24 protein-coding genes are annotated in these 26,548 nt (G+C 60.2%); 12 read left to right on the top strand and 12 right to left on the bottom strand.

Annotation, left to right across the window (positions count from 1 at the left end; all coding sequences use genetic code 11):
- Positions 1 to 13: 13 nt before the first annotated feature.
- Positions 14 to 1,234 carry a trans-acting enoyl reductase family protein gene (locus ABYM29_RS00820; RefSeq protein WP_372860906.1) on the top strand — a complete coding sequence of 407 codons (1,221 nt, stop codon included), beginning with the start codon at positions 14 to 16 and terminating at the stop codon, positions 1,232 to 1,234.
- 13 nt (positions 1,235 to 1,247) lie between these two features.
- On the top strand, positions 1,248 to 1,667 hold the full coding sequence (locus ABYM29_RS00815; protein ID WP_372860903.1) for a CBS domain-containing protein: 420 nt from the start codon (positions 1,248 to 1,250) through the stop codon (positions 1,665 to 1,667).
- Here ABYM29_RS00815 and ABYM29_RS00810 read toward each other — a convergent pair.
- The 4 genes from ABYM29_RS00810 to ABYM29_RS00795 form a co-directional block, all read right to left on the bottom strand.
- The gene (locus tag ABYM29_RS00810) at positions 1,654 to 2,433 is read right to left on the bottom strand and encodes a TIGR01458 family HAD-type hydrolase (RefSeq protein ID WP_372860900.1); all 780 of its coding nucleotides are present in this window, start codon (positions 2,431 to 2,433) and stop codon (positions 1,654 to 1,656) included. The two genes, ABYM29_RS00815 and ABYM29_RS00810, sit on opposite strands and share 14 nt — an antisense overlap.
- Positions 2,434 to 2,470: 37 nt before the next feature.
- On the bottom strand, positions 2,471 to 2,854 hold the full coding sequence (locus ABYM29_RS00805; protein WP_372860897.1) for an STAS/SEC14 domain-containing protein: 384 nt from the start codon (positions 2,852 to 2,854) through the stop codon (positions 2,471 to 2,473).
- A gap of 101 nt (positions 2,855 to 2,955) precedes the next feature.
- Positions 2,956 to 3,243: a YheV family putative zinc ribbon protein gene (locus tag ABYM29_RS00800; RefSeq protein WP_372860895.1), complete on the bottom strand. Its 288-nt coding sequence runs from the start codon at positions 3,241 to 3,243 to the stop codon at positions 2,956 to 2,958.
- Positions 3,244 to 3,245: 2 nt separating this feature from the next.
- The gene (locus ABYM29_RS00795) at positions 3,246 to 5,288 is read right to left on the bottom strand and encodes a M3 family metallopeptidase (RefSeq protein WP_372860892.1); all 2,043 of its coding nucleotides are present in this window, start codon (positions 5,286 to 5,288) and stop codon (positions 3,246 to 3,248) included.
- 139 nt (positions 5,289 to 5,427) lie between these two features.
- Here ABYM29_RS00795 and ABYM29_RS00790 point away from each other — a divergent pair, with 139 nt between their 5' ends.
- Complete coding sequence (locus ABYM29_RS00790; RefSeq protein WP_372860962.1) at positions 5,428 to 6,006, top strand: gamma carbonic anhydrase family protein; 579 nt, start codon at positions 5,428 to 5,430, stop codon at positions 6,004 to 6,006.
- On the opposite strand, the gene ABYM29_RS00785 is transcribed toward ABYM29_RS00790, so the two are convergent.
- The 6 genes from ABYM29_RS00785 to ABYM29_RS00760 all read right to left on the bottom strand — a co-directional run bounded on the left by ABYM29_RS00785 (position 5,974) and on the right by ABYM29_RS00760 (position 11,599).
- Positions 5,974 to 6,948, bottom strand: a complete 975-nt coding sequence (locus ABYM29_RS00785) for a calcium/sodium antiporter (RefSeq protein ID WP_372860890.1) — start codon at positions 6,946 to 6,948, stop codon at positions 5,974 to 5,976. The genes ABYM29_RS00790 and ABYM29_RS00785 overlap by 33 nt on opposite strands.
- A 21-nt stretch (positions 6,949 to 6,969) precedes the next feature.
- Positions 6,970 to 7,803 carry a shikimate dehydrogenase gene (gene aroE, locus ABYM29_RS00780; RefSeq protein ID WP_372860887.1) on the bottom strand — a complete coding sequence of 278 codons (834 nt, stop codon included), beginning with the start codon at positions 7,801 to 7,803 and terminating at the stop codon, positions 6,970 to 6,972.
- A 4-nt stretch (positions 7,804 to 7,807) separates the two neighbouring features.
- The gene (gene hemF, locus ABYM29_RS00775; RefSeq protein ID WP_372860885.1) at positions 7,808 to 8,704 is read right to left on the bottom strand and encodes an oxygen-dependent coproporphyrinogen oxidase; all 897 of its coding nucleotides are present in this window, start codon (positions 8,702 to 8,704) and stop codon (positions 7,808 to 7,810) included.
- Positions 8,705 to 8,712: 8 nt separating this feature from the next.
- A complete protein-coding gene (locus tag ABYM29_RS00770; protein ID WP_372860883.1) occupies positions 8,713 to 9,279 on the bottom strand; it encodes an L-threonylcarbamoyladenylate synthase in 567 nt (188 codons plus the stop codon).
- A 91-nt stretch (positions 9,280 to 9,370) separates the two neighbouring features.
- Entirely contained in the window at positions 9,371 to 10,492 is a 1,122-nt protein-coding gene (gene dprA, locus ABYM29_RS00765; protein ID WP_372860881.1) for a DNA-processing protein DprA, read from the bottom strand.
- Between the two features lie 81 nt (positions 10,493 to 10,573).
- Positions 10,574 to 11,599 carry a LysM peptidoglycan-binding domain-containing protein gene (locus ABYM29_RS00760; protein ID WP_372860878.1) on the bottom strand — a complete coding sequence of 342 codons (1,026 nt, stop codon included), beginning with the start codon at positions 11,597 to 11,599 and terminating at the stop codon, positions 10,574 to 10,576.
- A gap of 235 nt (positions 11,600 to 11,834) precedes the next feature.
- On the opposite strand from ABYM29_RS00760, the gene def reads away from it, so the two are divergent.
- The 6 genes from def (at position 11,835) to ABYM29_RS00730 (ending at position 18,095) form a co-directional block, all read left to right on the top strand.
- Positions 11,835 to 12,341 carry a peptide deformylase gene (def, locus tag ABYM29_RS00755; RefSeq protein ID WP_372860876.1) on the top strand — a complete coding sequence of 169 codons (507 nt, stop codon included), beginning with the start codon at positions 11,835 to 11,837 and terminating at the stop codon, positions 12,339 to 12,341.
- 9 nt (positions 12,342 to 12,350) lie between these two features.
- Complete coding sequence (fmt, locus tag ABYM29_RS00750; protein WP_372860874.1) at positions 12,351 to 13,304, top strand: methionyl-tRNA formyltransferase; 954 nt, start codon at positions 12,351 to 12,353, stop codon at positions 13,302 to 13,304.
- The gene (rsmB, locus tag ABYM29_RS00745; protein ID WP_372860872.1) at positions 13,301 to 14,590 is read left to right on the top strand and encodes a 16S rRNA (cytosine(967)-C(5))-methyltransferase RsmB; all 1,290 of its coding nucleotides are present in this window, start codon (positions 13,301 to 13,303) and stop codon (positions 14,588 to 14,590) included. Before fmt ends, rsmB begins: the two co-directional genes overlap by 4 nt.
- A gap of 83 nt (positions 14,591 to 14,673) precedes the next feature.
- On the top strand, positions 14,674 to 16,047 hold the full coding sequence (trkA, locus tag ABYM29_RS00740) for a Trk system potassium transporter TrkA (RefSeq protein ID WP_372860869.1): 1,374 nt from the start codon (positions 14,674 to 14,676) through the stop codon (positions 16,045 to 16,047).
- A gap of 12 nt (positions 16,048 to 16,059) precedes the next feature.
- A complete protein-coding gene (locus ABYM29_RS00735; RefSeq protein ID WP_372860867.1) occupies positions 16,060 to 17,508 on the top strand; it encodes a TrkH family potassium uptake protein in 1,449 nt (482 codons plus the stop codon).
- Positions 17,508 to 18,095 (top strand): class I SAM-dependent methyltransferase, encoded by a 588-nt coding sequence (locus ABYM29_RS00730; protein ID WP_372860864.1) that lies wholly within the window; start codon positions 17,508 to 17,510, stop codon positions 18,093 to 18,095. Before ABYM29_RS00735 ends, ABYM29_RS00730 begins: the two co-directional genes overlap by 1 nt.
- On the opposite strand, the gene ABYM29_RS00725 is transcribed toward ABYM29_RS00730, so the two are convergent.
- Positions 18,085 to 20,511, bottom strand: coding sequence for a penicillin acylase family protein (locus ABYM29_RS00725; protein WP_372860862.1), 2,427 nt, complete (start codon positions 20,509 to 20,511; stop codon positions 18,085 to 18,087). The two genes, ABYM29_RS00730 and ABYM29_RS00725, sit on opposite strands and share 11 nt — an antisense overlap.
- Positions 20,512 to 20,674: 163 nt before the next feature.
- On the opposite strand from ABYM29_RS00725, the gene ABYM29_RS00720 reads away from it, so the two are divergent.
- Complete coding sequence (locus ABYM29_RS00720) at positions 20,675 to 22,555, top strand: putative bifunctional diguanylate cyclase/phosphodiesterase (RefSeq protein WP_372860860.1); 1,881 nt, start codon at positions 20,675 to 20,677, stop codon at positions 22,553 to 22,555.
- 20 nt (positions 22,556 to 22,575) lie between these two features.
- Here ABYM29_RS00720 and djlA read toward each other — a convergent pair whose 3' ends face one another.
- Positions 22,576 to 23,352, bottom strand: a complete 777-nt coding sequence (djlA, locus tag ABYM29_RS00715; protein WP_372860857.1) for a co-chaperone DjlA — start codon at positions 23,350 to 23,352, stop codon at positions 22,576 to 22,578.
- A gap of 144 nt (positions 23,353 to 23,496) precedes the next feature.
- On the opposite strand from djlA, the gene glyQ reads away from it, so the two are divergent.
- A complete protein-coding gene (gene glyQ, locus ABYM29_RS00710; protein ID WP_372860855.1) occupies positions 23,497 to 24,447 on the top strand; it encodes a glycine--tRNA ligase subunit alpha in 951 nt (316 codons plus the stop codon).
- Positions 24,447 to 26,531: a glycine--tRNA ligase subunit beta gene (gene glyS / locus ABYM29_RS00705; protein ID WP_372860852.1), complete on the top strand. Its 2,085-nt coding sequence runs from the start codon at positions 24,447 to 24,449 to the stop codon at positions 26,529 to 26,531. The genes glyQ and glyS overlap by 1 nt, the downstream gene beginning before the upstream one ends.
- Positions 26,532 to 26,548: the final 17 nt, after the last annotated feature.

Here is a 26,548-nt window from a genome sequence, read left to right as displayed (position 1 = left end):
CTAGGAGTGACACGTGAGCGATTCGCAGTACGAGATCATCGTCTTTGGCGCCAGCAGCTTTGTTGGCCAAATTATTTGTGAGTATTTAAGCAGCTACCAAGGCGAGCAAACGCCACTGCGCTGGGCCATGGCAGGCCGCAGCGAAAGCAAACTGCGCGCCACCCGCGAGGCACTGTCCGGCGACAAACCCGATATCCTGCTGGCGGACTCCGGCGATGAAGCGTCACTGCGCGAACTGGCAGAGCAGACCGACGTGATGCTCAGCACCGTCGGTCCCTACGCCCTCTACGGCGAAGCACTGGTCAAAGTCTGCGCCGAAACCGGCACCGACTACTGCGACCTCACTGGCGAAGTGCAGTGGATCCGGCGCATGGTCGACCGCTACCAAAAGACAGCCGAGCAGTCCGGCGCGCGCATCGTGCACTGCTGCGGCTTCGACTCCATCCCCTCTGATCTCGGCGTATTGTTTACCCAGCGCCAGTTTGAACAGCGCCACGGCCACTGCAGTAACGACATTCGCATGCGCGTTAAAGCCGCCAAAGGCGGGCTATCTGGCGGCACCTTTGCCAGCTTGATGAACGTAATGAAAGAGGCCTCGGCAGACCCCGCGCTGCGCAAACAAATGGCCGACCCCTACATCATCTGCCCAGACGCCGGCTATTCCGCCCGCCAACGCAACCCCGGGCTGGCCGAGTACGACCCGATCAGCGGCTACTGGATGTCGCCGTTTATTATGGCGGCTATTAACACCCGCGTCGTGCAGCGCAGCAACTACCTGCTCAATTCAAAATACGGCAGCGACTTCCGCTACGAAGAAACCATGTTGACCGGTAAAGGCCTGTCCGGCCGTCTGCGCGCCAGCGCCATTGGCGGCGGCCTGGCGGCATTTATGATCGGCGCGGCGATCAAGCCCGGCCGCTGGTTGCTGGAAAAACTGCTGCCCGCGCCGGGCGAAGGACCCAGCCCAGAAGATCAGCGCAATGGCTTTTACGATATGCGCTTTTTCGCCCTGGCAGAGGATGGCAGCACAGTGCAGACCAAGGTGACGGGCGATCGCGACCCCGGCTACGGCTCAACGGCAAAAATGATCGCTCAGGCAGCCCTCTGCCTGGCCCGAGACATTGACGACGAGCGCTGCGCTGGCGGCATCTGGACACCGGCCAGCAGCATGGGAGAAACCCTGCAGCAACGCCTTGAAACACACGCGGGCCTGAGTTTTTCCTTGGTAAGCTAACAAGAGAGGGGCAATGAAGCTAGGCGACATCATGAGCACACCGGTGGTCACCGTAGAGGCGGACGACCGGCTGGACAGCCTTCGCGAACTGTTTAACGAAACCGGCTACCACCACCTATTGGTGGTAAGCGCCGGCAAGTTGCGGGGCATCATTTCACGTCGCGATTTATCTGCCGCCCTGAGCCCCAAACTGGGCACACCCGCTGAACTACCCGAGGATGCCGCCACCCTAAACCGGCGCGCTCACCAAATCATGCACCGCGAGGTGATCTACCTCAACGCCAGCGACGAGGTTCTCAGTGCCGTTAAAGCCTTCAACAAGCACCCGATCTCCTGCCTGCCGATAGTCGACGAGCAACAGCAGCCGCTGGGCATGGTGAGTTGGCGGGATATTATGCGCCAGGCCGAACTGAAGTTATTCAATGGCGACTGAGTAGCGCCGGCAGCTGCCCGATACTATCGATACATGCGGCCATCGGCGCCGCCCGCTCATCGCCCCGCTGATACTTGCCGGTTTTTACCAAGCAGGCGGCCAGCCCGGCATGGGCAGCGGCCAGGACATCGGCCTCGACGTCGTCACCCACCATTAGCACCTGCCCCGGCGGCACGCCCAAACCGGCCACAACATCGTGATAAAAGCGCGCTGCGGGCTTGCCAATGATCAGCGCCTCTGTGTTAGCAGCGTATTCCAGCGCGCGGATAAACGGCCCGGCATCGAGATGCAGTCGACCGCCACTGCGGTAATAGCGGTTATCGCCCACCGCCACCAGGCCGGCACCAGCCTGCAAGTAACGAAAGGCCTCATCCAACACCGCATAACAAAATTGTTCGCCGGCATCGAACACCACCACCGTGTCCGGCGGCTCCGCCACGGGCGAAGGCAGCTCCTCGCGCAGGGCGGGGCTGCAAATATAGTAAGGGGTCAGATGCTCTGCTTGCAGATACTGCAGCACGGCGATCGGCGCCGTAATTAACTCCGCCTCGCCAATCTGCAGGCCCTGCTCCTGCAGCTCGGCAAGCAGTTGTCGGCGACTGCGCCGCGAGGTATTGGTCAGCAGGCGAAAGGGCAGTTCGCTGGCCCGCAGATAATGCAGGCCGTCCACCGCGCCGGGAAGGGCAGCGCCGTCCTCGGTGAGAACGCCACCAATATCGAGAAGGACTGCGGCCACTGCGGGCCGGTTGCTGTCACTGCGGGTCATCGCCCGACCTCCGCTGTGGGGTCAGCGCAGCTCTCGTCTAGCCGGAAAAGGCGCCAGCGTCGCGCTCGCTAACCCAGATCAACGCCTCGTCGCGTTGAATATCGGTAAAATGCTCAATTTCAGCATTGGGCATCCAGTGGCCGATCAACTGCGCACCGCGGCTGTACCAGCGCTGCTCACCGACCAGCGCGGTGCGGGTAATATGCTTGAAAAAGCGCCCCAGAAAGCGCATTTCCCTCAGCAGGCCGCGCAGGGTAAAGCCCTTAAAATGCTCCAGCTCAATATAGATGCCGAGGTAGTCCTCGTTTTCCAACTTGTGCTGAACAGCCTGATAAATCTGCTCTATGTCGTCGTGATTGACCTTGCCAGACACCTTGACCCCAATCACATGAGGCGAGGGAATTGGCAATAACTCGAGCATATTCTACCTCCACATTTGCGAATTTGGCCGCTGAACGCCCATATAACAGTATAGATAAGCATCTGCACAATGCGTTCCAGGCAGTGGTGATAATACCGGGTTCAGTGATCGCCGCGCGACGACTTGGCGCGCGGATCAAGAATAGACACCACTTTAATTTCGTCCTCGTGGGGCAGCGGCTGCTCACCGGCCCGCGGTTGATTTACCCGCGTCGACGGCTCGTTGGGCAGCGGCCCATCATCGCGGATCGACTCTTTAAAACCGCAGCGGATACACTCGCGCACCTGCTCAACATCGGACACCCGGTACATCACCGTTTTGTCCATTTCCGCGCACTTCGGACACACTGCCCCGGCGATAAACCGTCGCGGTCTAAATTCTGTGGCCATGCTTAACTCCTCCCCGTGATCGCCGAACCCACTATGCCACTGTGACGCAGCAGTGCATCATTCGCCGGCTCTCGACCGCGAAACTGACGAAACAACTCGGCAGCGTCACGTGCACCGCCCTGCTCAAGAATATCGCGACGGAACTTCAAACCCGTCTGCTTATCCATCACACCGCGCTCCTCAAATAATGAAAAGGCATCAGCCGACAACACCTCTGCCCACTTATAACTGTAGTAACCGGCGGCATAGCCCCCGGCAAAAATATGCGAAAAACTATTCTGAAAGCGGTTAAACGCCGGCGGTTGCAACACCGATACCTGCTGGCGCACCTCAGTCATCAGCTCGTCTATCTGCGCCTCACTGGCGATGCCACCATGCATGTGCAAGCGGAAATCAAACAGCGCAAACTCAATCTGGCGCAGCATCTGCATTCCGGATTGGAAATTCTTGGCCGCCAGCAGCTTGTCCAACAGTGCCTCCGGCAGTGGCTCGCCAGTCTGGTAGTGGGCGGAAATATCGGGAATAACGGCCTTTTCCCAGCACCAGTTTTCGAGAAACTGGCTGGGCAGTTCGACCGCATCCCAGGCGACGCCATTAATACCCGATACCGCCAGGCAGTTCACCTGACTGAGCATGTGGTGGAGGCCGTGACCAAACTCATGGAAGAGGGTGGTCACTTCGTTGTGGGTCAACAGCGACGGGCGATCGGCGCTGGGCGGGGTGAAATTGCACACCAAAAACGCGACCGGCCGCTGTAATTGGCCATCGTCCAGTCGCCGCCGACCGCGACAGTCAGCCATCCAGGCACCGCCGCGCTTGTTGGCGCGGGCGTAGAGATCTACATAAAATTCGGCAATAACGTCGCCGCCGCGACGCAGCTCAAAACAGCGGGCATCGGCGTGCCAGAGGTCGGCCTCGCGCTCGACTATCTCCACCTCAAACAACTGGCCCGCCACCTTGAACAAACCAGCCAGCACCCGCTCCACCGGGAAGTAGGGACGCAACTCCTCCTGCGACACCGCGTAACGCGCCTCGCGCAGCTGCTCGCTGAAATAGGGAATATCCCAGGCCTCCAGGCTCTGCTGCCCCCGCTCGGCGGCAAAGGTTTGCAGCTCCTTCAGCTCCTGGGCAGCCACCGGTTTGCTGGCCTTTGCCAACTCGGCGAGAAAACCCAGCACCGCGTCACAGGACGGCGCCATTTTGCTGGCCAGGGATTTCTCTGCGTAGCTGGCAAAGCCCAGCAGGCTCGCCTGCTCGTGACGCAGCTGCAGGATTTCGACCATCAACGGGCCGTTATCCCACTGGCTGCCACTGGGCGATTGCGCCGAGGCGCGGGTGACATAGGCCTCGTATAATTCCCGGCGCAGCTCGCCATTTTCACAGTACTGCATTACCGGCAAGTAACTGGGAATATCCAGGCTCAAGCGATACCCCGACTCACCGGCCGCCTCGGCTGCGGCGGCGAGATTATCCAGCACCGACTCGGGCACCCCGGCCAACGACTCGCGCTGGTCGACAATTTTGTGCCAGCCATCAGTCGCATCCAACACATGGTTGGAATAGGCCGTAGACAATTCGCTGAGACGCTGCTGAATCTCGGCAAAGCGCTTGGCCTGATCTCCGTCCAGGGCCACCCCAGACAGGGTAAAATCGCGCAGCATATTCTTTACCGCCTGTTGGCGGGGCTGATCCAACTGAGCAAATTCCGCACTGTCAGCCAGAGCTTTGACTCGCTCGTAGAGCGGGCGGTTTTGCCCCATCTCACTGCTGTAAGCGGTAAGCAGCGGCAGACAGGCGCTGTAGGCTTGGCGCCAGGCATCGCCGCTGATCACCGCGTGCAAATGACTGAGCGGCGCCCAGAACTGCTCTATGCGATCGTTGATCTCCTCCAGCGGCTGCATCAACGCATCCCAGCTCGGCGCGGCATCACCAGCCAGCAGCGCCGCCACTTCAGTGCGACTGCGCTCTAGCAGTGCCTGGCACTGACCGGGGTAATCCTCGGCGCGCAGCGAGGAAAATTCGGGAAGGGCTTGCTCTGCGTACATGAAATACCACTCTCAACCATTGCTCAATTCAGATGGCCAGCTTAACAGATCGGCCAGCACAGCTCCCGCGCGGGTGATGTTCCTCAGCCGACAGCGCCGCTACAATGACAACTGGCATCGCAACCAGGAGTCCGACACCATGCGCTACCAAGCCCGCCTTTACACCCGCGCCTTCGAGGGCCAAACCCCGCGCCTGGGACAACGGGTATTTATCGACCCCAGTGCCGTGGTGATTGGCGACGTCGAACTCGGCGACGACAGCTCCATCTGGCCGCAAACCACCGTGCGTGGCGATATGCACCGCATCCGCATTGGCCAGCGCTGCAGCATTCAAGACAACAGCGTGTTGCACATCACCCACGCCGGCCCCTTCAACCCCGACGGCTACCCACTGACCATCGGTGACGATGTCACAGTGGCACACAGCGTCACTCTGCACGGCTGCGAAATCGGCAACCGCGTGTTGATCGGTATGGGCAGTATCGTAATGGACGGTGCGGTGATCGAAGACGATGTAGTGGTCGGTGCCAACAGCCTGGTCCCGCCGGGAAAGCGCCTCGCCAGCGGCCACCTCTATGTCGGCAGCCCCGCCAAAGCGGTGCGCCCGTTAAACGACAAGGAGTACGACTACTTTTGCTACAGCTCGGCCAATTACCGCAAGCTGAAAGATCGCCACATCGCCGAGTTAGAGCGCGATAGCCCCGGTGTCGACCAGTAGATAGCCCAGGTAGGCAAAGTAGACCAGCAGCAACAAGCCGCCCTCATAGCGGCGGATAGCCGGCGCCTTGCGCGGCCCGAAGGCCAGCAGGTAGAACGCCACCGTCAGCAGCAACATCAGCGGATAATCGCGATTTACCACGCCGGCATCAATGGCGCCCGGGGCAATCACCCCCGGCAGGGCCATGACGCCCAGCAAATTAAACAGGTTGGAACCCACCACATTGCCAATGGCAATATCGTGCTCACCCTTGCGCGCCGCCGCCAGCGAGGCCGCCAGCTCCGGCAGACTGGTGCCGATGGCCACCACCGTCAGGCCGATAACCAAATCGCTGACGCCAAAGGCCAGCGCCAACTCGACCGCCGACCACACCAGCATTCGCGCGGAAGCCATCAACAACACCAAGCCCAACAGCAGCCAGCCCAAGGCCACCGGCAGCGACATATCGCGGGGAATTTCCGCCTCGTATTCCGCCTCGATGGCATCGCCCGAGCTGTGCTTGGCTTCCCACAGCTGGCGCAGTACCACCGCGACAAAGCCGGCCAGCAACAGCAGGCCGTCGGTAAAGTCCAGCACGCCGTCGCGCAGCAGGAAGTAGCCGCCAACCATCACCAGCAACAGCAGCGGAATCTCCCGGGTAATCAGCTTGCTCTGCACTCGCAGCGGAATAAGCAGGGCGGTCAAACCAAGGATCAGCGCGATATTGGTGATATTCGAGCCCAGGGCATTACCCACCGACAGGCCCGCTTGGCCGTCGGCCGCGGCCATCGCCGACACCAGCATTTCCGGTGCCGAGGTGCCGATACCGACAACCAATATACCCACGACCAGGGTCGAGACTCCCAGAATAGAGGCCGCCGCAGAGGCGCCGATCACAAAGCGATCGGCGCTCCACACCAAAATCACCAGGCCGAGCACCAAGGTCGCCAGAACTAACAACATAAAAACCGTATCCGCAAAAAATTAGAGGGACAGCGACTGGCGAATCAATTCGATCACCGGCCGGGTATCCGGGCGCAGGCCGCGCCAAATACAGAAAGACTCAGCAGCCTGTTCAACCAACATGCCCAGACCATCGGACACTGCCCAGGCCGTCTCGGCCGCCGCCCAGCGCATAAAGGGCGTGGGTTCGGCACCGTACATCATGTCGTAGGCACAACCCTCATTGCTGAGTATGTGCGAAGGTAAGGGCGGTAGGTCGCCGCTCATACTGGCGCTGGTACCGTTGATAATCAAATCGAACTGACTGCCCGCCAAGGCCTCGAAGGGCCGACCGCTTACCGCCCCCAGCTCGGCAAACAACTCCGCCAGGGCCTCTGCCTTGGCCGGCGTGCGGTTGGCGATCACCACTTCACTGGGGCGCTGCTTAAGCAGCGGCCCGAGAATACCGCGCACCGCACCGCCCGCGCCCAACACCAAAATCCGCCGCCCCCCCAGCTGCCAGCCGAGGTTGTCATTGATATCGCGCACCATGCCGACGCCATCGGTGTTGTCGCCGTAAATCCGCCCGTCTTCACCGCGCGCCAAGGTATTGACGGCGCCAGCCCGGCGCGCGCGACCGCTGAGCTCGTCGGCAAATTCAAAGGCATCGAGCTTAAACGGCACGGTGATATTGAGGCCGCGACCGCCGTTGCGAAAAAATTCAGCCGCCGCCTCGGCAAAACGGCCCAGCTCGACCTTGTGCGCGCGATAGTGAAGAAGCTGGCCGGTCTGCTCGGCAAAGGCCGCGTGAATCTGTGGTGATTTACTGTGTTTGACAGGATTGCCATACACCGCGTACTGATCGACTGTATCCATAAACCTACGCTAACCAATCCCTAGGTGGCAGAAAATCTCGATACAGTGCCTGTTCGGCACTGTCCTCGTCCGGGCGCCAATTGTACTCCCATCGCACCAGCGGTGGCAGCGACATCAAAATTGATTCGGTGCGACCGCCGCTCTGCAGGCCAAACAAGGTGCCGCGATCGTACACCAGATTGAATTCCACATAGCGGCCGCGGCGGTAGAGTTGGAACTCGCGCTCGCGCTCGCCCCAAGGGGTGTCGCGACGACGCTGGAGAATCGGCAAATAGGCGTTAACGTAGGAGTCGCCCACCGCGCGCATAAACGCGAAGCAACGTTCAAAGCCGCCTTCATTCAGGTCGTCAAAGAACAGGCCGCCAATTCCCCGCGCTTCATCGCGGTGCTTCAAGTAAAAATAGTCGTCGCACCATTGTTTGTAGCGCGGATACACCTCTTCACCAAAGGGCGCGCAGGCGTCGAAAGCGGTCTGATGCCAGTGACGGCAATCTTCTTCAAAGCCGTAATAGGGGGTCAGGTCATAGCCGCCACCAAACCACCAAACCGGCTCCTCGCCGTCTTTCTCGGCGACAAAAAATCGCACATTGGCGTGACTCGTCGGCAAGTAGGGGTTGAGCGGGTGAATCACCAGCGACACGCCCATCGCCTGGTAGCTGCGGCCCGCCAGCTCCGGGCGGTGAGCACTGGCACTGGCGGGCATGGCATCGCCCTGTACATGGGAGAAATTCACCCCGCCCTTTTCGATCAGTGCGCCATCGGTCATTACCCGGCTGCGACCGCGACCCCAGTCGTCTTCAACAAAGCGCGCACCGCCGTCGCAAGCTTCTATCGCGGCGCAAATTTGATCCTGCAGGCCCAGTAAGTACTGTTTTACAGCGGCGATATCAATGTTGCTCATAGTTACTCCTAGCCCGGCCGTAGAATGTCGCCGCTCAAGGCATCGCAAATGCGACTGGGCTGTGTGCGGCCGCCCAGGCGGCCGGGCAAATAATAATTTACCGCGGCGCCGAAATAGCGCTGCGCCTGATACTGGCTGCGCGCCGGCTCGCGACCCGCGGGGTTGGCCGAGGTCGACACCAGACAACTGCCGACCGCGCGGCACAGCTGCGCGGTAAGAGGGTGATCACTCACTCGCACGGCGACACTGGGGTGACGACCGCGCACCCAGTCGGGGGCAAATTCTGTATCGGGAATCACCCAACTGACCGGCCCCGGCCAGCTGGCTAGCAAGGCGTCCCGGCGCGCCGGCGGCAAAGCGGCCAGCAGCGGCGCCAGGCGCTCTACGCTGTCGGCAACCAGCAACAAGCCCTTGCCGGGGTCGCGCTGCTTAAGCTCACAAATACGCGCCACCGCCGCCGCATCGCCCGGCAGGCAAGCCAGCCCCCACACCGCCTCAGTGGGATGGGCAAGCACCGCTCCGGCCCGCAATAAATCGGCGGCGCGGCGCAATCGATAGGATAAAACTGAGGTCATGGTGAGCAGATCCTGCAATGCAACGACCGGCAATGGGTGGGCGCCAGCGATAGTGGCCGCAAAAGTACCCAAAGGCGGCCGTCATTGCAACTTAGCGGCAGCGCTGCCAGCCTCCGCGGCACTGCTCAACCCAACCCGACACCTCCAGCTCACAGAGCGCCGCCAGCAAACTGGGCACCGGCAGTTCACTGCGCGCGGCGAGGGATTCAAGACTGAGCGGCGCAAATTCCAACAGCGCCAACAGCGCCGGCTCGGCGCCGGCAGCGTCAACCGCTACGCGCTCGGCGGCGCCCGCCGCTGGCAGGGCCGGCAACTCCTCGTAGATATCATCCAGGGTCTCAACCAGTTTGGCCCCCTGACGGATCAAGGCATTGCAGCCGCGACTGGCCGGGTTGTGAATGGATCCAGGCAGGGCAAACACCTCGCGATTTTGCTCCAAGGCCTGGCGGGCGGTAATCAGCGAACCGCTGTTAGTCGCCGCCTCAACAACCAACACGCCCACGCTTAGGCCACTGATAATACGGTTGCGCCGCGGGAATTGGTGGGGCAGGGGAGGGCTTCCCAGGGCATATTCGCTGATCAACAGTCCCCGTTCAGCCAACTGGCCATACAAGGCCTGATTCCGGCGCGGATAGCAGGTATCAACCCCACAGCCCAGCACCGCCACCGAACGGCTGGGCTGCTCCAGCGCAGCCGCATGGGCCGCGCCATCGATGCCCATCGCCATGCCGCTGGCAATGGTAAACCCCCGCTCGGCCAGCGCGCCGGCAAACGCGTAGGCGTCTTGCTCACCCCGACGACTCGGGCGACGACTGCCAACCACGGCCAGCATGGTCGCCGCCAACAACTCGCGGCGGCCCCGCAAGAACAACAGCGGCGGTGGATCGGCAATTTCACTGAGTAACCAGGGATAATCACTATCCGCAAGACTAACCAGCTGGCAGTCAGCGGCCTGCAGTTGCTCGACCAGCCGCTGCACCGCGCCGGTATCCGCCAGCGACTCGACAATATCATCGCGCAGCCGCTGGTCCAGCAATTGCTGGCTGGCGGCATCCTCACCAAAGCGCTGCAGCACAAACTGCTGCAGCTGCTGAGGGTCAATACCAGGCAATTGCCGGGGGCAGGCCACCAGCCGCATCAGGGCGCGAAGGCGTGCGGGGGGGATGTTTAGCTGCTGTTGCAACAGCAGCCACAGGATTGCGGTATGTTCCATCGTCAGCATCCTTGCACGACTTTGGCGAGGCGCCAGCAACAGCGCCCTAACTCAGACATTAAACCCCTAGATATTAACCCCCTAGGGATTGCGGACCTTATCCCCCACTTTCAGGGTCTGCTCAGCTTTGAGCACCAGCCCATAGCTGACCTTGTCAAACACCCGGAACACCATCAATACGCCAGCACGGACATCCGGTGCCTGCAGTCGCTCACCGGTGAGAGGATCGCTAACCACGACACCAGTGGTGTAGATCGCCATGACGTCGCCAGCGGCTACTTCATTGCGCTTACCGAGGTTCAAGGTCACCACATCCATACTGCCGACCTGGGTGACCCCACCTTCAACAGCAATAATATAGCCCTTGGTGTCGACCTCTGCGGCCTGCGGCTCAAAGCGGGCAGTCAGCTGCCGCGACTCCAGCGGCAGGAAGCGGTCGGCGCGGCGAATCTCCTGGGTACTGCGATTCAATGCCAGGGTCGCGATATCGCCCTCACTGTGCAGCAGGTGGGCACTGCCTACATCAATGGCCTCAACACCCAGCAACTCGCGGCTGCGCGGATCCACATAGACCTTGCCGCGACGATAGATGCCGTAGTTGTCGCCGTCGCCAAAGTCACCCCTACCGAGAATCTCGTCGCCGGCACCGGCAACAATATTGCCGCGCTTGCCCGACAACACATAGGGCGCGCCCTCCAACACACCGTCGTCAACAACGCGGCTGCGGGTCAGGAAGGGGGCGATAACATCGAGGGGAATAGCCGGAATGGCATCGCTGATATCGGAAATGCGCATTTGCGGAGTTAATTTCACCACGCCATCGCCGGCCTGTGGATTGCGCACCAACACGGGTTTTCCGTCCACCCACATCAGTTTCAGCACGTCACCGGGATAAATCAGGTGGGGGTTTTCCACCTGCGGGTTGTAGTACCACAACTCCGGCCACAGCCAGGGGTCGTCGAGAAACATCGCCGAAATATCCCATAGCGTATCTCCGCGCTTGACCACGTAAGTCTGCGGATGACCCGCCTTAAGCGACAAAACATCGCCGGCTTGGGCAACGCTCACCAACATACAGAACAGCAGACCCAGCACAGTTTTCTTCATAACACCTTCCTTCAAGCGACCTTATTGCCCACCGGCAACCCGACGGGGCGCGACGATCAGGCATTTCCGCTTCGCTCGCGGTATAATAAATGGCTGTCGCGGCAGCGGCATATTGTTATCGTTCTGCAAGCAGGCGGCGCTGCCACCCGACCCGATATCCGGCTCTGCGATTGCGAATACTCTTTATATTAGCAATAGTTAGGCAACATACACGACAACTTGGTCACATTCACTTATGGCAGTACTTGAGATTCTTGAATTTCCCGATCCTCGCCTGCGCACCGTCGCCAAACCGGTGGCCGCAGTTGACGATCGCGTCCGCCAACTTATAGACGATATGTTCGACACTATGTACGAGGCCCCGGGCGTCGGCTTAGCCGCCAGCCAGGTCGACGTTCACGAGCAAATCGTGGTGATTGATACCAGCGAGGATCGCAGCGAACCCCTGGTATTTATCAACCCGGAAATCACCGTCCTCGACGAGGAGATCTTCCAGTACGACGAGGGCTGCCTGTCGATTCCCGGCTTCTACGAAACCGTGGCGCGCCCCCGGCACATTCGCGTCAAGGCACTGGATCGCAACGGCGACAGCTTTGAAATGGAGCCGGAAGGTCTGCTGGCGGTGTGTATACAGCACGAAAACGACCACCTGCTGGGCAAACTCTTTGTCGACTACCTGTCGCCCCTGAAGCGCAACCGCATCCGCAGCAAGCTGGAAAAGATCCACAAACGTCAGGCATAGGAGACGGCTGTGGCCGCCACTGCACTCAAGCTGGTTTTTGCCGGCACCCCCGATTTTGCCGCAAAACACCTGCAGGCCCTGCTAGACGACGGCCGCCACCAGGTCGTGGCGGTCTACACCCAACCCGACCGCCCCGCCGGGCGCGGCAAAAAACCGCGTCCCAGCCCGGTTAAGCAGCTTGCCGAACAGACCGGACTGCCGGTATTGCAGCCGCTTAATTTCAAGCAGCAGCAAGACCGCAACGCGCTGGCCGCACTGGGCGCCGATCTGATGGTGGTGGTCGCCTACGGGCTGATCCTGCCCCAGGCGGTGCTCGATATTCCGCGCCTGGGCTGCGTCAATGTGCACGCTTCGCTGCTGCCGCGCTGGCGCGGCGCCGCGCCCATTCAGCGAGCCATTGAAGCGGGCGACGCCGACACCGGGGTCACGGTTATGCAGATGGCCGCCGGACTGGATACTGGCGATATGCTGCACAAAGTGCGCTGCGCCATCGACGCCGACGACACCAGTGCCAGCCTGCACGACAAGCTCGCCGAGCTGGGCGGTCCCGCACTGGTCACCGCGCTGGACCAACTCGCCAGCGGCAGCGCCCAGCCCGAGGTTCAGGACGACAGCCTGAGTAATTACGCCGCCAAGCTCGATAAGCAGGAAGGGCAGATCGACTGGCAGCGCAGCGCCATTGAGCTGGACCGACAGATTCGCGCCTTTATTCCTTTCCCGGTGTGCTATACCGAGCTGGGCGATGATCGCCTGCGCATCTGGCAAGCCCGCCCGGAAGCCGGCCGCGGCCGCGCCGGCGAAATTCTCAGCGCCGACAAAACCGGTGTGGTAGTGGCCTGTGGCGACGGCGCCCTGCGCCTGCTCAGCCTGCAGCTGCCCAATGCCCGGCAGATGGCCGTAGCCGACATCCTCAATGGCCACGCCGCGCGCTTTGCCCCCGGCGTTATGTTGGGCAAGCTATGAGCTGCCCACGGGTCGCCGCCGCCCGCTGCCTGGCCGCCGTGCTCGACGGCCAGTCACTGAGCCGCCAACTGCCGCTGGAAGAAAAACCGCTGGCCGACAACCAGCGCTCTCTGTACCGCGAGCTGTGTTACGGCACCCTGCGCCAGTATTGGCGCCTCGACGCCGCGCTCAAACCCTGCTTCAGCAAGGGCCTGAAGCGCCGCGACGACGATGTGCGCATGTTGATCTACATCGGCGCCTACCAGCTGTTCCATACCCGCATTCCCGCCCACGCCGCCATAAGCAGCGCGGTCGACGGCTGCCGGGCGCTGAACAAAAAATGGGCCGCCGGCCTGTGCAACGCCATCCTGCGGCGCTGCCAGCGCGACGGCGAAGCACTGTTTGCAAACTTGCCCGCCGCCGCGGCCAGCGGCCATCCGCCGTGGTTGTACAAGGCCATTAACACCGCCTGGCCGGAGCAGGCTAGCGCTGTACTGGCGGCCAACAACAGCCACCCGCCGATGTGCCTGCGGGTCAATCGCCTGCGCGGCGACCGACAGCAATATCTGCAGCAGTTAGCGCAGGCCGACATCGCCGCCGATGCCTGTCAATTCAGCCCCCAGGGCATCCGCCTTGGCCACGCCGTGGGCGTCGATGCGCTGCCGGGCTTTTTTGGCGGCGCGGTATCGGTGCAGGATGAAGCCGCCCAGTTGTGTACCTCCCTGTTAGACTTACAGCCCGGCCAGCGGGTGCTCGACGCCTGCGCCGCCCCCGGCGGTAAAAGCGGCGCCATCCTCGAGGCCGAACCGGATCTCAGTGAGCTGATCGCCCTGGATATCGACGCCACGCGCCTGGAGCGCATAGCCGAGAACCTGCACCGCCTAGATCTGGCCGCCAACTGCCAGGCCGCCGATGCCGCCCGACCCGAGCAGTGGTGGGACGGCAAGGCCTTCGAGCGCATTTTGCTGGACGCGCCCTGCAGCGCCACCGGCGTGCTGCGCCGCAACCCGGATATTCGCCTGCACCGGCGCGCCAGCGACATTGCCGAGCTGGCCGTCTTGCAGGCGCAAATGCTTGACGCCCTGTGGGGCTGTCTGGCCCCCGGCGGCATTTTGCTATACGCCACCTGCTCGGTGCTGCCCGAGGAAAACGAGCAGCAGATACGGCATTTTCTGCAGCGCCACGACGACGCCAACTGCGAAGCACTGGCGGTAGACTGGGGGCTCGACCGCGAAGTTGGCCGCCAGATACTGCCTTCGCAGGAGGGCGCAGACGGCTTCTTCTACGCTAAGCTGATAAAGCAGTAGCCGGGGACAGCATTAAGCCCTTGAGACACAGGCGCTAATCAGCGCACAATTGGCGCAAATCGCGCAGTGGCGGCAGCAATTTTATGAAAATCATCATTCTCGGTGCCGGCCAGGTTGGCGGCACACTGGCCGCCAACCTGGCCAGTGAACACAACGATATCACCGTGGTCGACAAAGACCCCGAGCGACTGCGCGAACTGCAAGACCGGCTGGATATCGGCACGGTGTGTGGCGCCGCCTCTCACCCGGATGTACTCGGCCGCGCCGGCGCCGATGATGCCGACCTGCTAATTGCCGTGACCAGCAGCGACGAAATCAATATGGTGGCCTGCCAGGTTGCTGCCAGCCTGTTCCGCACGCCCACCAAAATCTCCCGCATTCGCTCCAGTGCCTACACCAGCGAGTCGAGACTATTTGGCAGCGATGCCATTCCCATCGACGTCTTTATCAGCCCGGAAGAACTGGTCTGCCGCTATATCAAGCGGTTGCTGCAATATCCGGGATCGCTGCAGGTGCTGGATTTCGCCGACGGCAAAGTACAGCTGGTTGCCGTTAAGGCCTATTACGGCGGCCCCTTGGTCGGCAACGAGCTGGCGACCATCCGCGAACACATGCCCCAGGTCGACACCCGGGTAGCGGCGATCTTCCGTCGCGGTAACGCCATTGTGCCCACCGGTACCACCGTGGTGGAAGCCGGCGATGAGGTATTTTTTATCGCCGCCAAGAAAAACGTGATGCCGGTGATGAGTGAACTGCGCCGCATCGACACCCGCTACAAGCGGCTGATCATTGCCGGCGGCGGCAATATCGGCGAACGCCTGGCCCGCGCAGTAGAAGGGCGCTACAACGTCAAGATTATTGAGCGCAGCTACGACCGCTGCCGCACCCTTTCAGAACAGCTGCGCAACGCCATTGTGCTGCACGGCGGCGCCTCCGATCACGAATTGCTGGCCCAGGAAAATATCGAGGAAACCGATGTTTTCCTGGCCCTGACCAACGACGACGAGGCCAATATTATGTCCTCGCTGCTGGCCAAGCGCATGGGCGCTAAAAAAGTCATCACCCTGATCACCAACCCCGCCTACGTTGAGTTAGTGCAGGGCGGCGAGATCGATATCGCTATTTCACCACAGCAAATCACCATCGGCAGCTTACTTACCCATGTCCGCCGCGGCGACATCTACAATGTGCACTCACTGCGCCGCGGCGCCGCCGAGGCCTTGGAGATCATTGCCCACGGCGACAGCCGCTCATCGAAAGTGGTGGGCCGCCGGCTGGACGAAATCGACCTGCCTGAGGGTGTCACCATTGGCGCCATCGTACGCGGCGACGAAGTATTGATCGCCCACAGCCACCTCACTGTAGCCAGCGAAGATCACCTGATTCTGTTCCTGGTCGACAAGGGCAAAATTAAGGCGGTGGAAAAACTATTTTCCGTCGGCTTTACCTTCTTTTAAACAGGACCGCTCATGCACCTGATCACCATCTGTCGCATTATTGGCATGTTGCTTATGGTCTTTAGCCTGACCATGGTGTTGCCGGCGGCATTTTCTGTGGTGTCCCGCGACGGCGCGCTGCACGCCTTTGGCTACGCCTTTGCGCTGACCTTTTGCAGCGGTCTGCTACTGTGGCTGCTCAGCCGAGGCCGCCAGCCCGAGCTCGGTATCCGCGACGGCTTTCTGGTGGTATCGCTGTTCTGGACGGTACTCGGCGTATTCGGTTCACTGCCGTTTTTTCTCGCCGACAGCCCCGGGCTGTCGTTTAGCGAGGCGGTCTTTGAGTCCATTTCCGGGCTGACCACCACCGGTGCCACGGTCATCGTCGGCATTGACGAACTGCCGATATCCATTTTGTTCTACCGCCAGTTCCTGCAGTGGCTGGGCGGCATCGGCATCATCGTCATCGCGGTGGCCATTCTGCCGATACTGGGCATTGGTGGCATGCAGCTCTACCGAGCCGAAACCCCCGGCCCGGTCAAAGACAACAAACTCACGCCGCGCATTACCGGCACCGCCAAGGTGCTGTTTTTGATGTATGTAGCGCTTACTCTCGCCTGTGCGCTGGCCTATTGGCTGGCCGGCATGAGCGTTTTCGACGCCATCTGCCACGCCTTTTCCACCGTCGCCATCGGCGGCTTTTCCACTCACGATGCCAGCATGGGCTTTTTCAACAGCCCGCTAATTTTGATGATCTGTAGCGTGTTTATGCTGCTGTCCGGCATGAGTTTCGCCATACACTTCCACGCCTGGCGCTCGCGCAGCCCAAAAATCTACGGCAGCGATTCGGAGACCAAGTTTTATCTTGGGGTAATGGCGACAGCCACACTGTCGGTGTGCGCCTATTTGATTGTCAGCGACACCCAGAGCTGGTCGGAAGGACTGGTCAACGGCATCTTTCACACCGTCTCCATCGCCACCACTACCGGCTTTGCCGCAGATAACTACGCAATATGGCCAAGCTTTTTACCCGTTGGCCTGCTGATGTTGTCCTTTGTCGGCGGCTGCGCCGGCTCAACTGGCGGCGGCATGAAAGCGGTGCGTATTATGCTGGTGACCAAGCAGGGCATCCGCGAGCTCAAGCAGCTAATACACCCCAGCGCGGTGATTCCCCTCAAAATCGGTTCCCACCGGGTGGAAGCCAAGGTGGTGAGCGCGGTGTGGAGCTTTGTCGGCGTCTACCTGATCTCGTTTATGGGCATTACGCTGGCGATGATGGCCTGCGGCCTCGACTTTCTGTCGGCGTTTTCGGCGACCGCTGCGGCCATTAACAACATGGGGCCCGGATTGGGCGAGGTTGCCGCCAATTACAGCAGCGTCAGCCACCCCGGCAAGTGGATTCTCTGCTATGCCATGCTGCTCGGTCGACTGGAAATCTTCACCTTGCTGGTATTGCTTATGCCGGCGTTTTGGCGGCGCTGATGAGCCTCGCCAAATGGCAGCAAAAATACGCGACCGCCAGCCTGCCACAACCGGCTTGCTGGCTACTGCGCGAGTACCAATCCCGGCTGCCCCAGCAGGGCCTGGCGCTAGATGTCGCCTGCGGCTTGGGTGGCAACGCCGTACTACTGGCCGAGGCGGGACTGCAGGTCGACGCGGTGGACTACGCCAGTACCGCCCTGCACAAGCTCGCCGATTATGCGGCGCAGCGGCAACTGCCCATCCGTTGCCAGCAGCGCGACCTGGAAGCCGACGGCTTGCCGCCCGACGCCGCCGGCCGCTATGCCGTCATCGTCGTCAGCTATTACCTGCACCGGCCTCTGCTCTGCACTCTCGGCGCAGCACTACAGCCCGGCGGGCTGCTTTTCTACCAGACCTTTAACACCCGGCGCCGCCACCAGCGGGGCCCCAGCAATGCCCATTTTCTGTTGACCGCCGGTGAGCTCGCCGAACAGTTTGCCGGCTTCGACATTTTGCTGAATCGCGAAGACCTAGACCTGCAGGGCGAGGAATACGCCCTGCAAAGCGCCTTTATCGCCCGCAAGCCCAGCAGCGCAATTACTCGCTAAGCAGCAATGTCTCCCGGGTTTTCGCCGCAATATCGGCGTCCTTCCACGGAAAGCGAATCCAGTTCTTCGCGGAATAGGCCTCGGTCATGTCCTGGTAGTAGGGCGAGGCCGGGTCGGTAGACTGGGAGTAGGTAATAAAGCCCTCGGCCACCGGCGCTCCCGACTCGTCCCAACTTACCGTCTGCACGTAGCTGTTGCCATAGGTCACCGGGTAACCGTCTTCGCTCAGCGGCCCCGCACTGGCAATAGTAAAAGAACCGGCAAAGCTCTCGCCGCCAAAGATGGGAATCTGCTGCTGATGAATACCCGAGTACTGCAGGTCGATGATGGCGCTGTCTTCAGCAAAGGGCGAGTCCTGCACCGCGCGCACCGCGTCGGCAAAGGCCTGTTCGACTTGCGGGTTAAGTACATTTAAGTCCCGCGGTGTATTCACCGGGTCCGCCGCGGAGAATGGCGTCAGCCACAATCCCGAAACGTCCTTCGCACGGCGCCAAAACTCTCGCCATAGATGGCCACCCACCGACTGCAGGTTGTTTTTAGCCTGCCAGTTATCCAGTACCTGGCAGGCCTTGGCGATATCCACCGGACCGGCGCTACCGAGCGCCGAAGGCATTTGGCAATAACTATCCAGCACCGCCTGTTTGCCCAGCTCGGCGGAATACACCGCGCTGTCGAGGGCGACACTCTGCAAGCTCGCCATGTCAAAACCGGTCGCCGGCAGGCCGTCGCTACCATCCAGACGGCGTTGTACCTGCAGTATGCACAGTCGCGTACGCAGGCTGCGGGCGGCATTCTCATTACCAATAATCCCAGCAAAACCGGTTAGCGGTTCAGCGGGGTTGGTCAGCCAGTAGCTGTCATTGCAGTTGTGTACCCAGTCGTCGCGCTGCAGTGATGGCAGGTTGGCGCGACCAAAGACCCCGGGCGCCGGCGCATCTGCATCATTATCCCACTCACAGGCGGCACGCGAGCCATCCAGTATCGGCAGGCCGGGCAACAATGCGCCCAGTGCGGCCTGCAGGGGTTGGGCACCACAGCTTTGCACCTTGCTGTCGGGCACATTGGGCACCACGGTTAAATCGCCATAATACGCCGGCTTGCCCGGACCGGTGGCCACGGTATTGACCCAAGGCACCCCCAATACGCTGGCGTGCAGCTCGACAAACTCTTCAAAGCTCTGCGCGCGGTTCCAGCGGAAAAACTGGTTGATCATCCGGTTGTTCTCAGCATTGGCATCGCGCAGGGTATAGGCCTTGGCCGCCGACCACTCCAACACCGGCACGCCGGAAACAGCCAACTCCAACATCGGCCCGAAATGGGAGCGATACAAGGTTCGCGTCTCGCTGCCCAAACTGCCATCGCTTTCCAGCACCGGCACGGTAACGTCCACAGCCTGCAAATCGCGCAGCTCACCCTCATAGAAATACTGGGTGGGGTTGGCCGGGTTGAGGGTCAATTCATAAAAGGTAAAGCGGTAGGCCGACGATACCGTGTGGCTCCAGGCAAAATGCTGATTGAAACCAATCAGCGCCGCCGGCACGCCGTAGAGCGAGGCGCCCATAATTTCGGCATCGGGCAGCTGCATATGCGCCATATACAGTCGCTCGGTACCCTGCCAGGGGAAATGGGGGTTGACCAGCAACAGCGACTCGCCATCAGTCGCCTGCGAACCCAGGGCATACATATTGCTGGCAAAGGGCTGCTCGCCGACCAGCGGCATGTCCTCAGCATCCAGCGCCGCGATGGCCGCCGCGCTGACCGGCAGTGGCACATTGTCGGAGGAGGGCGGCGCGGCGTTGGCAATCTCGCTCACAAACACCGATGAGGACGCCAGTATCGACAAGCGGAAATAACGCCGATACAGGTCATCAGTATTAATCTCCGTCAACCAGGCCTGATCGCGACAGGCCTGGTGCCGACCGGGGTGCTGACCAGCCTTGAGCTCACGCAAGTAGCGGTTATAGCCCGCCACAAATCCCCGTGTCGCATCGACCACCTCGGCGTCACTGTTGGCCTTTATCGGCGCAATCGCCTCGTCGGTCGCCACGGCCCGCCAGAAAAAATCCGAGTCGACGTTGCTGGCGACAGAGCCGTTGGGGATGATGCGGTATTCGCCATCGCGCCCGAGATAGCGGGCGCGCTCACCGCGAATCGTCAGCAAATCTTCAGCCAGCACGCAGAGGTTGTCCTCGGCGTGCACATAGCCATAGCCGTAGCCCATGCTGGCGTAGTTGTCGGCCTTGATATGCGGTATGCCAAATTCACTGCGCCGCACCTCTACCTCAAACAGGGCGCCACTATCGCCGCCACCGCCTGTGGTATCTCCCTCACCCGCTGTTCCACTGCCACCGCAGGCGGCAATAACTGCCAGCGACAAACCTAAAAAACCCCTCTCGATAGTGTGCTTGATACCCATGAACTCCCCTTAAACGATTCTCGGCAACGGCGCAGGCCAAACGACGGCCACTAATACCTTATTTTCAACACCTGTGCCATGAGCACTTCGGACGCCGGCAATACTGGCGTTAAACCTTGGCGCCTGCCATCATAACGACGTTATCACTCAATAAAGACAAACCATGGGATACAGCCAGCTCGCTATCGCTCTTTTGACCTCAGCCGCACTGGCTGCCGCGAGCGCGCTCCTGCCAGACAGCCGCTACGACCCTGCGGTGCTGGCGCTGGCGGTATTCACCATGAGCCTGCTGTGCTTTTTCCTTGCCCTGGGCAGTCGCGCGCAAACCCAGAAACAAAAACTTGCCGACAGCCGCAAGCGAGCCAAACAATTAGACCAGCTGTTAGAACACAGCCCCTCGGCACTGATTCTGCTTAGCCCCGACTTCGAAGCGCGCTATGCCAACGCCAAATTTCGCAATATCAGCGGACTGGGCAGCCGCAGTGGACGCTCTTCAGAAGGCATAACGCCACTGCTATCAATGATTCCCGACGAGACTCGCGAACGCATCCGCCACACCCTTGAGCTGGGGCGAAACTGGCAGGGCGAATTGCACTTGCAGCTGGCCGATAGAGAAGAGTACGTGGCCGCGGTGGTCTCGGCACTGCGCGACCAACAGGGCCGCCTAGAAGGCTATATTTTTAGCTGCGAGGATATTTCTGAAAACAAGGCCATTGCCAACCGACTGTTTGTGCGCGAACACTACAGCGTGCTCACCGGCCTGCCCAATCGCCAGCTGGCACTGAAAAACTTGCAGCACAATATTGAAAAACAGCGCAATGAAGACAGCGGCTTTGCAATTTTGCACATCGACCTAGATCGCATACGCTATATCAACGACTCATTGGGTCACCTTGTCGTCGACCGCTTGTTCTGCGAAACCGCCGAGCGCCTGCGCCGCAGTCTCAATGACAGCCAACTGGTGGCCCACTTGGGCGCCGACGAGTTTTTGATCATTCTCGGCGACGACAGCTGCGCAGACGAAGCCAGTATCTTTGCCGAAACCTTGTTGGCCAAAATTCGCGACAGCTACTTCGTCGACACCCACGAGATTAATATCTCCGCCAGTATCGGCATCAGCCAGTATCCCGAGCACGGCGGTGATGCCGAAACCTTGCTGCGGCGCGCAGAAGCGGCGATGTTCGGCGCCAAGGGCAAGGGTGGAAACCAATTCTGCTTTTATCAGCAGGGCATGGCTAGCCAGGCCGAACGCCGCTTGGAAACCGAGTCACAGCTGCGCCGCGCGATCGAGCGCGACGAATTTAAACTGCATTTCCAACCCGTTATCGACCTCAGCCAAAACCGCTTGGTGGGTGCCGAAGTACTGCTGCGCTGGCACAACAACGAATTGAGCAACCCCGGTCCGGCGCAGTTTATCTCAATCGCCGAGGAGTGCGGTTTAATTGGCGCCATCGGCGAATGGGTGCTCATCAATGCCTGCAAACAGGCAATGCGTTGGCGCCAGGCCGGCTTGCCGGAAATCAATATTGCCGTAAATATTTCTGCCCGCCAGTTTGAAGACTCGGAGATTGTCGACACGGTGCGCCGCGCGCTCAAACAATCCGGACTGCCAGCCCGACAACTGGAGCTGGAAATTACCGAGGGCCTGTTAATCAACGACACACCAAACCTCCGCCAGTGTTTCCAGGAACTTAAGAAAATAGGCGTACGCTTGTCACTCGACGACTTCGGCACGGGCTACGCCTCACTGAGCTACCTCAAGCGCTACCCCTTCGACATTCTCAAAATAGATCGCAGCTTCGTCCACGACATCGACCAAAGCAGCGACAGCGTAACGCTGGTCAACGCCATTATCGCCATGGCCCACAGCTTTAATATGGAAGTGATCGCCGAGGGCGTGGAGAAACTGCCGCAACGGCGGCTGCTCAAAGAACATCACTGCGATATGGTACAGGGCTTCTTATATTCGCCAGCACTTAAGGCCGACGACTTTGCCAATTGGGCCAAGCGCTACAGCGACGTACAGCAAGCCCAACACATATAGCACCGTTTTACCCGACGCCCTTAACCAAGACCGCGATGTTGACGAATCAAATCGTAGGCGGCACGTATTTCCTGTGATTTTTCGGTAGCGATTTTCACCATGTCCTCAGGCACCCCGCGAGCAATGAGTTTGTCGGGGTGGTGTTCACTCATCAATCGCCGGTAGGCCTTCTTGAGTTCAGCATTACTCACTTCGGCCGCCACCCCGAGCGCGGCATAGGCATCCTCTACTGCCGTCTGCGGAGAGGGCTGTTCGGCATGGAACTGCTGCTGAGCCCGGCCCATGCGCAACAGGCGCTGAAACTCCGAGGCATTGATGCCCAAAAAACCGGCAACCCGCAGCAACACATCCTCTTCCATGGGATCGACTTGACCGTCGGCCATCGCCATCGCCAACAGCGCCTCTATCAGCATCTGCTTCAGCAAGGGCTGTGTAGCGCAGTGCTGGAGGAAGCTCGACACCTCTTCTTCCAATACAAAGCTGTCGGCGCTGCCTTCTTTAAAACGCTCGATCGCGCTGCGGCGCCGCTCGCGACTCAAACCCAGCTGACCAAATATCACCTCGGCCTGGTCAATTTCACGCTCACATATCCGACCATCAACCTTGGCCAAGTGGCCCATAATGCGAAAAGTACTGTCAAAAAATACTTGCTGCACCTGCTCCCGGCGCGCCGCGTAATTAAAGCCCATGGCCTGCTTAAGGCCCCGGTCAAAGAAATAACCGACCACTAGGCCGACAACAGCCAGTACTACACCGCCGGTAATAAAACCCAGCAGCCCGCCGATCAACTTCCCCATATTCGACCTCCTCATTAAGATGGCCAGATCATAGCAAGCCAGCCATCGCCACGCCCAGTGCGATCTCGCGTCGCCGCCGCGCGCGCAACTCTGTATAATCCCTGTCTTTCTTTACACCAGCACAGTGCGTAAGTGGGGATCACCGTGAACCAGGCAGATGTAAGCAGCTTTCAGGGACTCATCCTGAGCCTGCAACAGTTTTGGGCCAAGCAGGGCTGCGTGCTGATGCAGCCCCTCGATATGGAAGTGGGCGCCGGCACCTTTCACCCGGCAACCTTTTTGCGCGCTGTGGGACCAGAGAGCTGGAACGCCGCCTATGTGCAGCCTTGCCGCCGCCCCACCGACGGCCGCTACGGCGAAAACCCCAACCGCCTACAGCACTACTACCAGTTTCAGGTGGTCATGAAGCCGTCGCCCGACAACATTCAAGAGCTCTATCTTGAGTCGCTGAAAATGCTCGGTATCGACCCCAGCGTTCACGACATTCGCTTTGTCGAAGACAACTGGGAATCGCCCACGCTTGGCGCCTGGGGACTGGGCTGGGAGGTGTGGCTAAACGGCATGGAGGTCACACAGTTTACCTATTTCCAGCAGGTCGGCGGCATCGAGTGCTTCCCGGTCACCGGCGAAATCACCTACGGCCTGGAACGCATCGCCATGTACTTGCAGGGCGTCGACAGCATCTACGACTTGGTGTGGACAAAAGGCCCAGAGGGTGTGGTGACCTACGGCGACGTCTTTCATCAAAACGAGGTCGAAATGTCGACCTTCAACTTTGAGGAAGCCGATGTTGCTCAACTGTTTAGCAACTTTGACCACTACGAAGCGGAAAGTCAGCGCCTGGTAGAAAAGGGCCTGCCGCTACCCGCCTACGAGATGGTGATGAAGGCCTCCCACGCCTTTAACCTGCTCGATGCCCGCCACGCGATTTCCGTCACCGAACGCCAGCGTTTTATTCTGCGCGTGCGCGGCCTGGCCCGAGCCGTCGCCAAAGCCTACGACGAAGCCCGCAACCAGCTCGACTACCCGCTGGCCAGCGAGGAACGCAAAGCCCTATGGCGCGAACAGTTTCGCGCAGAGAAAGGAACAGCCTGATGAGCAAGCGTGATCTGCTGATAGAAATCGGTACCGAAGAACTGCCTCCCAAGGCGCTAAAAGCACTGTCTGAAGCCTTTACCAACAGCGTCGTTGAGCAACTGCGCGGCGAACAACTAAGCTTCGACGCGGTGCGCAGCTATGCCACGCCCCGGCGTTTGGCGATGGTCATTAGTGCGCTGGACGAGCAGGCACCGGATAAAGACATTGAAAAGTGGGGCCCGCCGCTAAAGGTCGCCTTTAAAGACGGCCAGGCCACTAAGGCCGCCGAGGCCTTTGCCAAGGGCAATGGGCTGGCACTGGACGAGCTGAGCAATTACGTCGCCAACGACGGCAAGCAAGACAAACTCTGCTACCGCAGCACCGTTGCCGGCAGTCGCGCCGATCAGCTGCTGGCCAACATGGTCGAGCAGGCGCTGGCGGCACTGCCCATTCCCAAGCGTATGCGCTGGGGCGCCAAACGCGAGCAATTTGTCCGCCCGGTACACTGGGTGAGCCTGCTATTTGGCGACCAAGTCATCGCCGGCGAGATTATGGGTCACACCATTGGTCGCAGCAGCCGCGGTCACCGCTTCCACAGCAGCGGCGAAATAAGCCTCGCTAAGCCGGCACAATACGCCGAACAGCTCGAAAGCGAGGGCAGGGTAATTGCCGACTTCAGCCGACGTCGCGATATCGTTCGCAGCCAAGTCGAAGCCGAGGGTCAACGCCTGGGCGGCGCGGCAGTGATCGATGACGATCTGCTCGACGAGGTCACCGCTCTGGTCGAATGGCCGGTAGCACTGGCTGGCAACTTCGAACAAAGATTTTTGAAAGTGCCCGCCGAAGCCTTAATTTCGTCGATGAAGGAACACCAGAAGTACTTCCATGTTGTCGATAGTAACGGCATGCTTATGCCGCACTTTATTACGGTTTCCAACATAGAAAGCCGCGATCCGCAGAAGGTCATCGACGGCAACGAGCGGGTGATTCGCCCGCGCCTCAGCGACGCCGCCTTCTTTTTTGAGACCGATTGCAAAACCACGCTGGCAGCGCGACGCGAGCGCCTGAAGAAGATCGTCTTTCAGGAAAAACTCGGCACGGTATTCGACAAAACCAGCCGCGTAGCCACATTGGCCACAGCCATCGCCGAACAACTCGGCTACGACAGCGCACAGGCGCGGCGTGCCGCTGAGCTCTGCAAAAGCGACCTGGTATCAGAGATGGTACTGGAATTTGATGATATGCAGGGAATCGCCGGTTATTACTACGCCCTCAACGACGGCGAGAGCGAGGATGTCGCGCTGGCCATGCAAGAGCAGTATCTGCCGCGCTTTGCCGGCGATACTCTGCCATCGGGCAAGGCCGGCACCGCCGTCGCCCTGGCGGATAGGCTGGATACCATCAGCGGCATTTTTGGCATTGGCCAGCTGCCGTCCGGCTCAAAAGATCCCTTTGCCCTGCGCCGCGCGTCGCTGGCCGTGATGCGGATCATCATAGAAAAAGGCCTGGATCTGGATCTGCGGCCAAGCTTGGCCAGCGCTTTGAGCCAACACACCGCGGTAGACTACAGCGACGAGCTGCTCGACAGTATCCTCAATTATATGTTCGAGCGCCTGCGCGCCTGGTACGACGATCAGGGCATTGCCAGCGAAATATTCCTGGCGGTAAATGCCAAGAACATCAGCCAACCCCGGGACTTCGACCAGCGCGTCAAGGCCGTACAGGCCTTCAGTCAACTGCCCGAAGCCAGCACATTGGCGGCGGCCAACAAGCGGGTATCGAACATCCTGGCCAAAGCCGACGGCGAAGTCAGCGATCGCGTTGACGAGGCACTGCTGAAAGAAGCTGCCGAGCAGGCGCTTCACCAGGCCCTGCAAGGGGAGTCAGCGCGTGTTATGGCAATGTATGCGGCCGGCGATTACAGCCAGGGGCTAAAGTCATTGGCCGTGCTGCGCACGCCGGTGGACCGCTTTTTTGATGACGTCATGGTAAACGTCGATGACGATGCGCTGAAGAACAATCGCCTGAGTCTGCTCAAACAACTGCAGTCGCTGTTTTTGGAAGTGGCCGATATTTCGCTGCTAGTACCCGCGAAGAAGTAGGGCACACGAAGGGATAC

Source organism: Spongiibacter sp., from assembly GCF_041602295.1.
In the GTDB taxonomy this organism is placed as follows: domain Bacteria; phylum Pseudomonadota; class Gammaproteobacteria; order Pseudomonadales; family Spongiibacteraceae; genus Spongiibacter.
The sequence above is the reverse complement of the archived record's forward strand: the minus strand, read 5'-3'. Positions and strand labels throughout refer to the sequence as shown.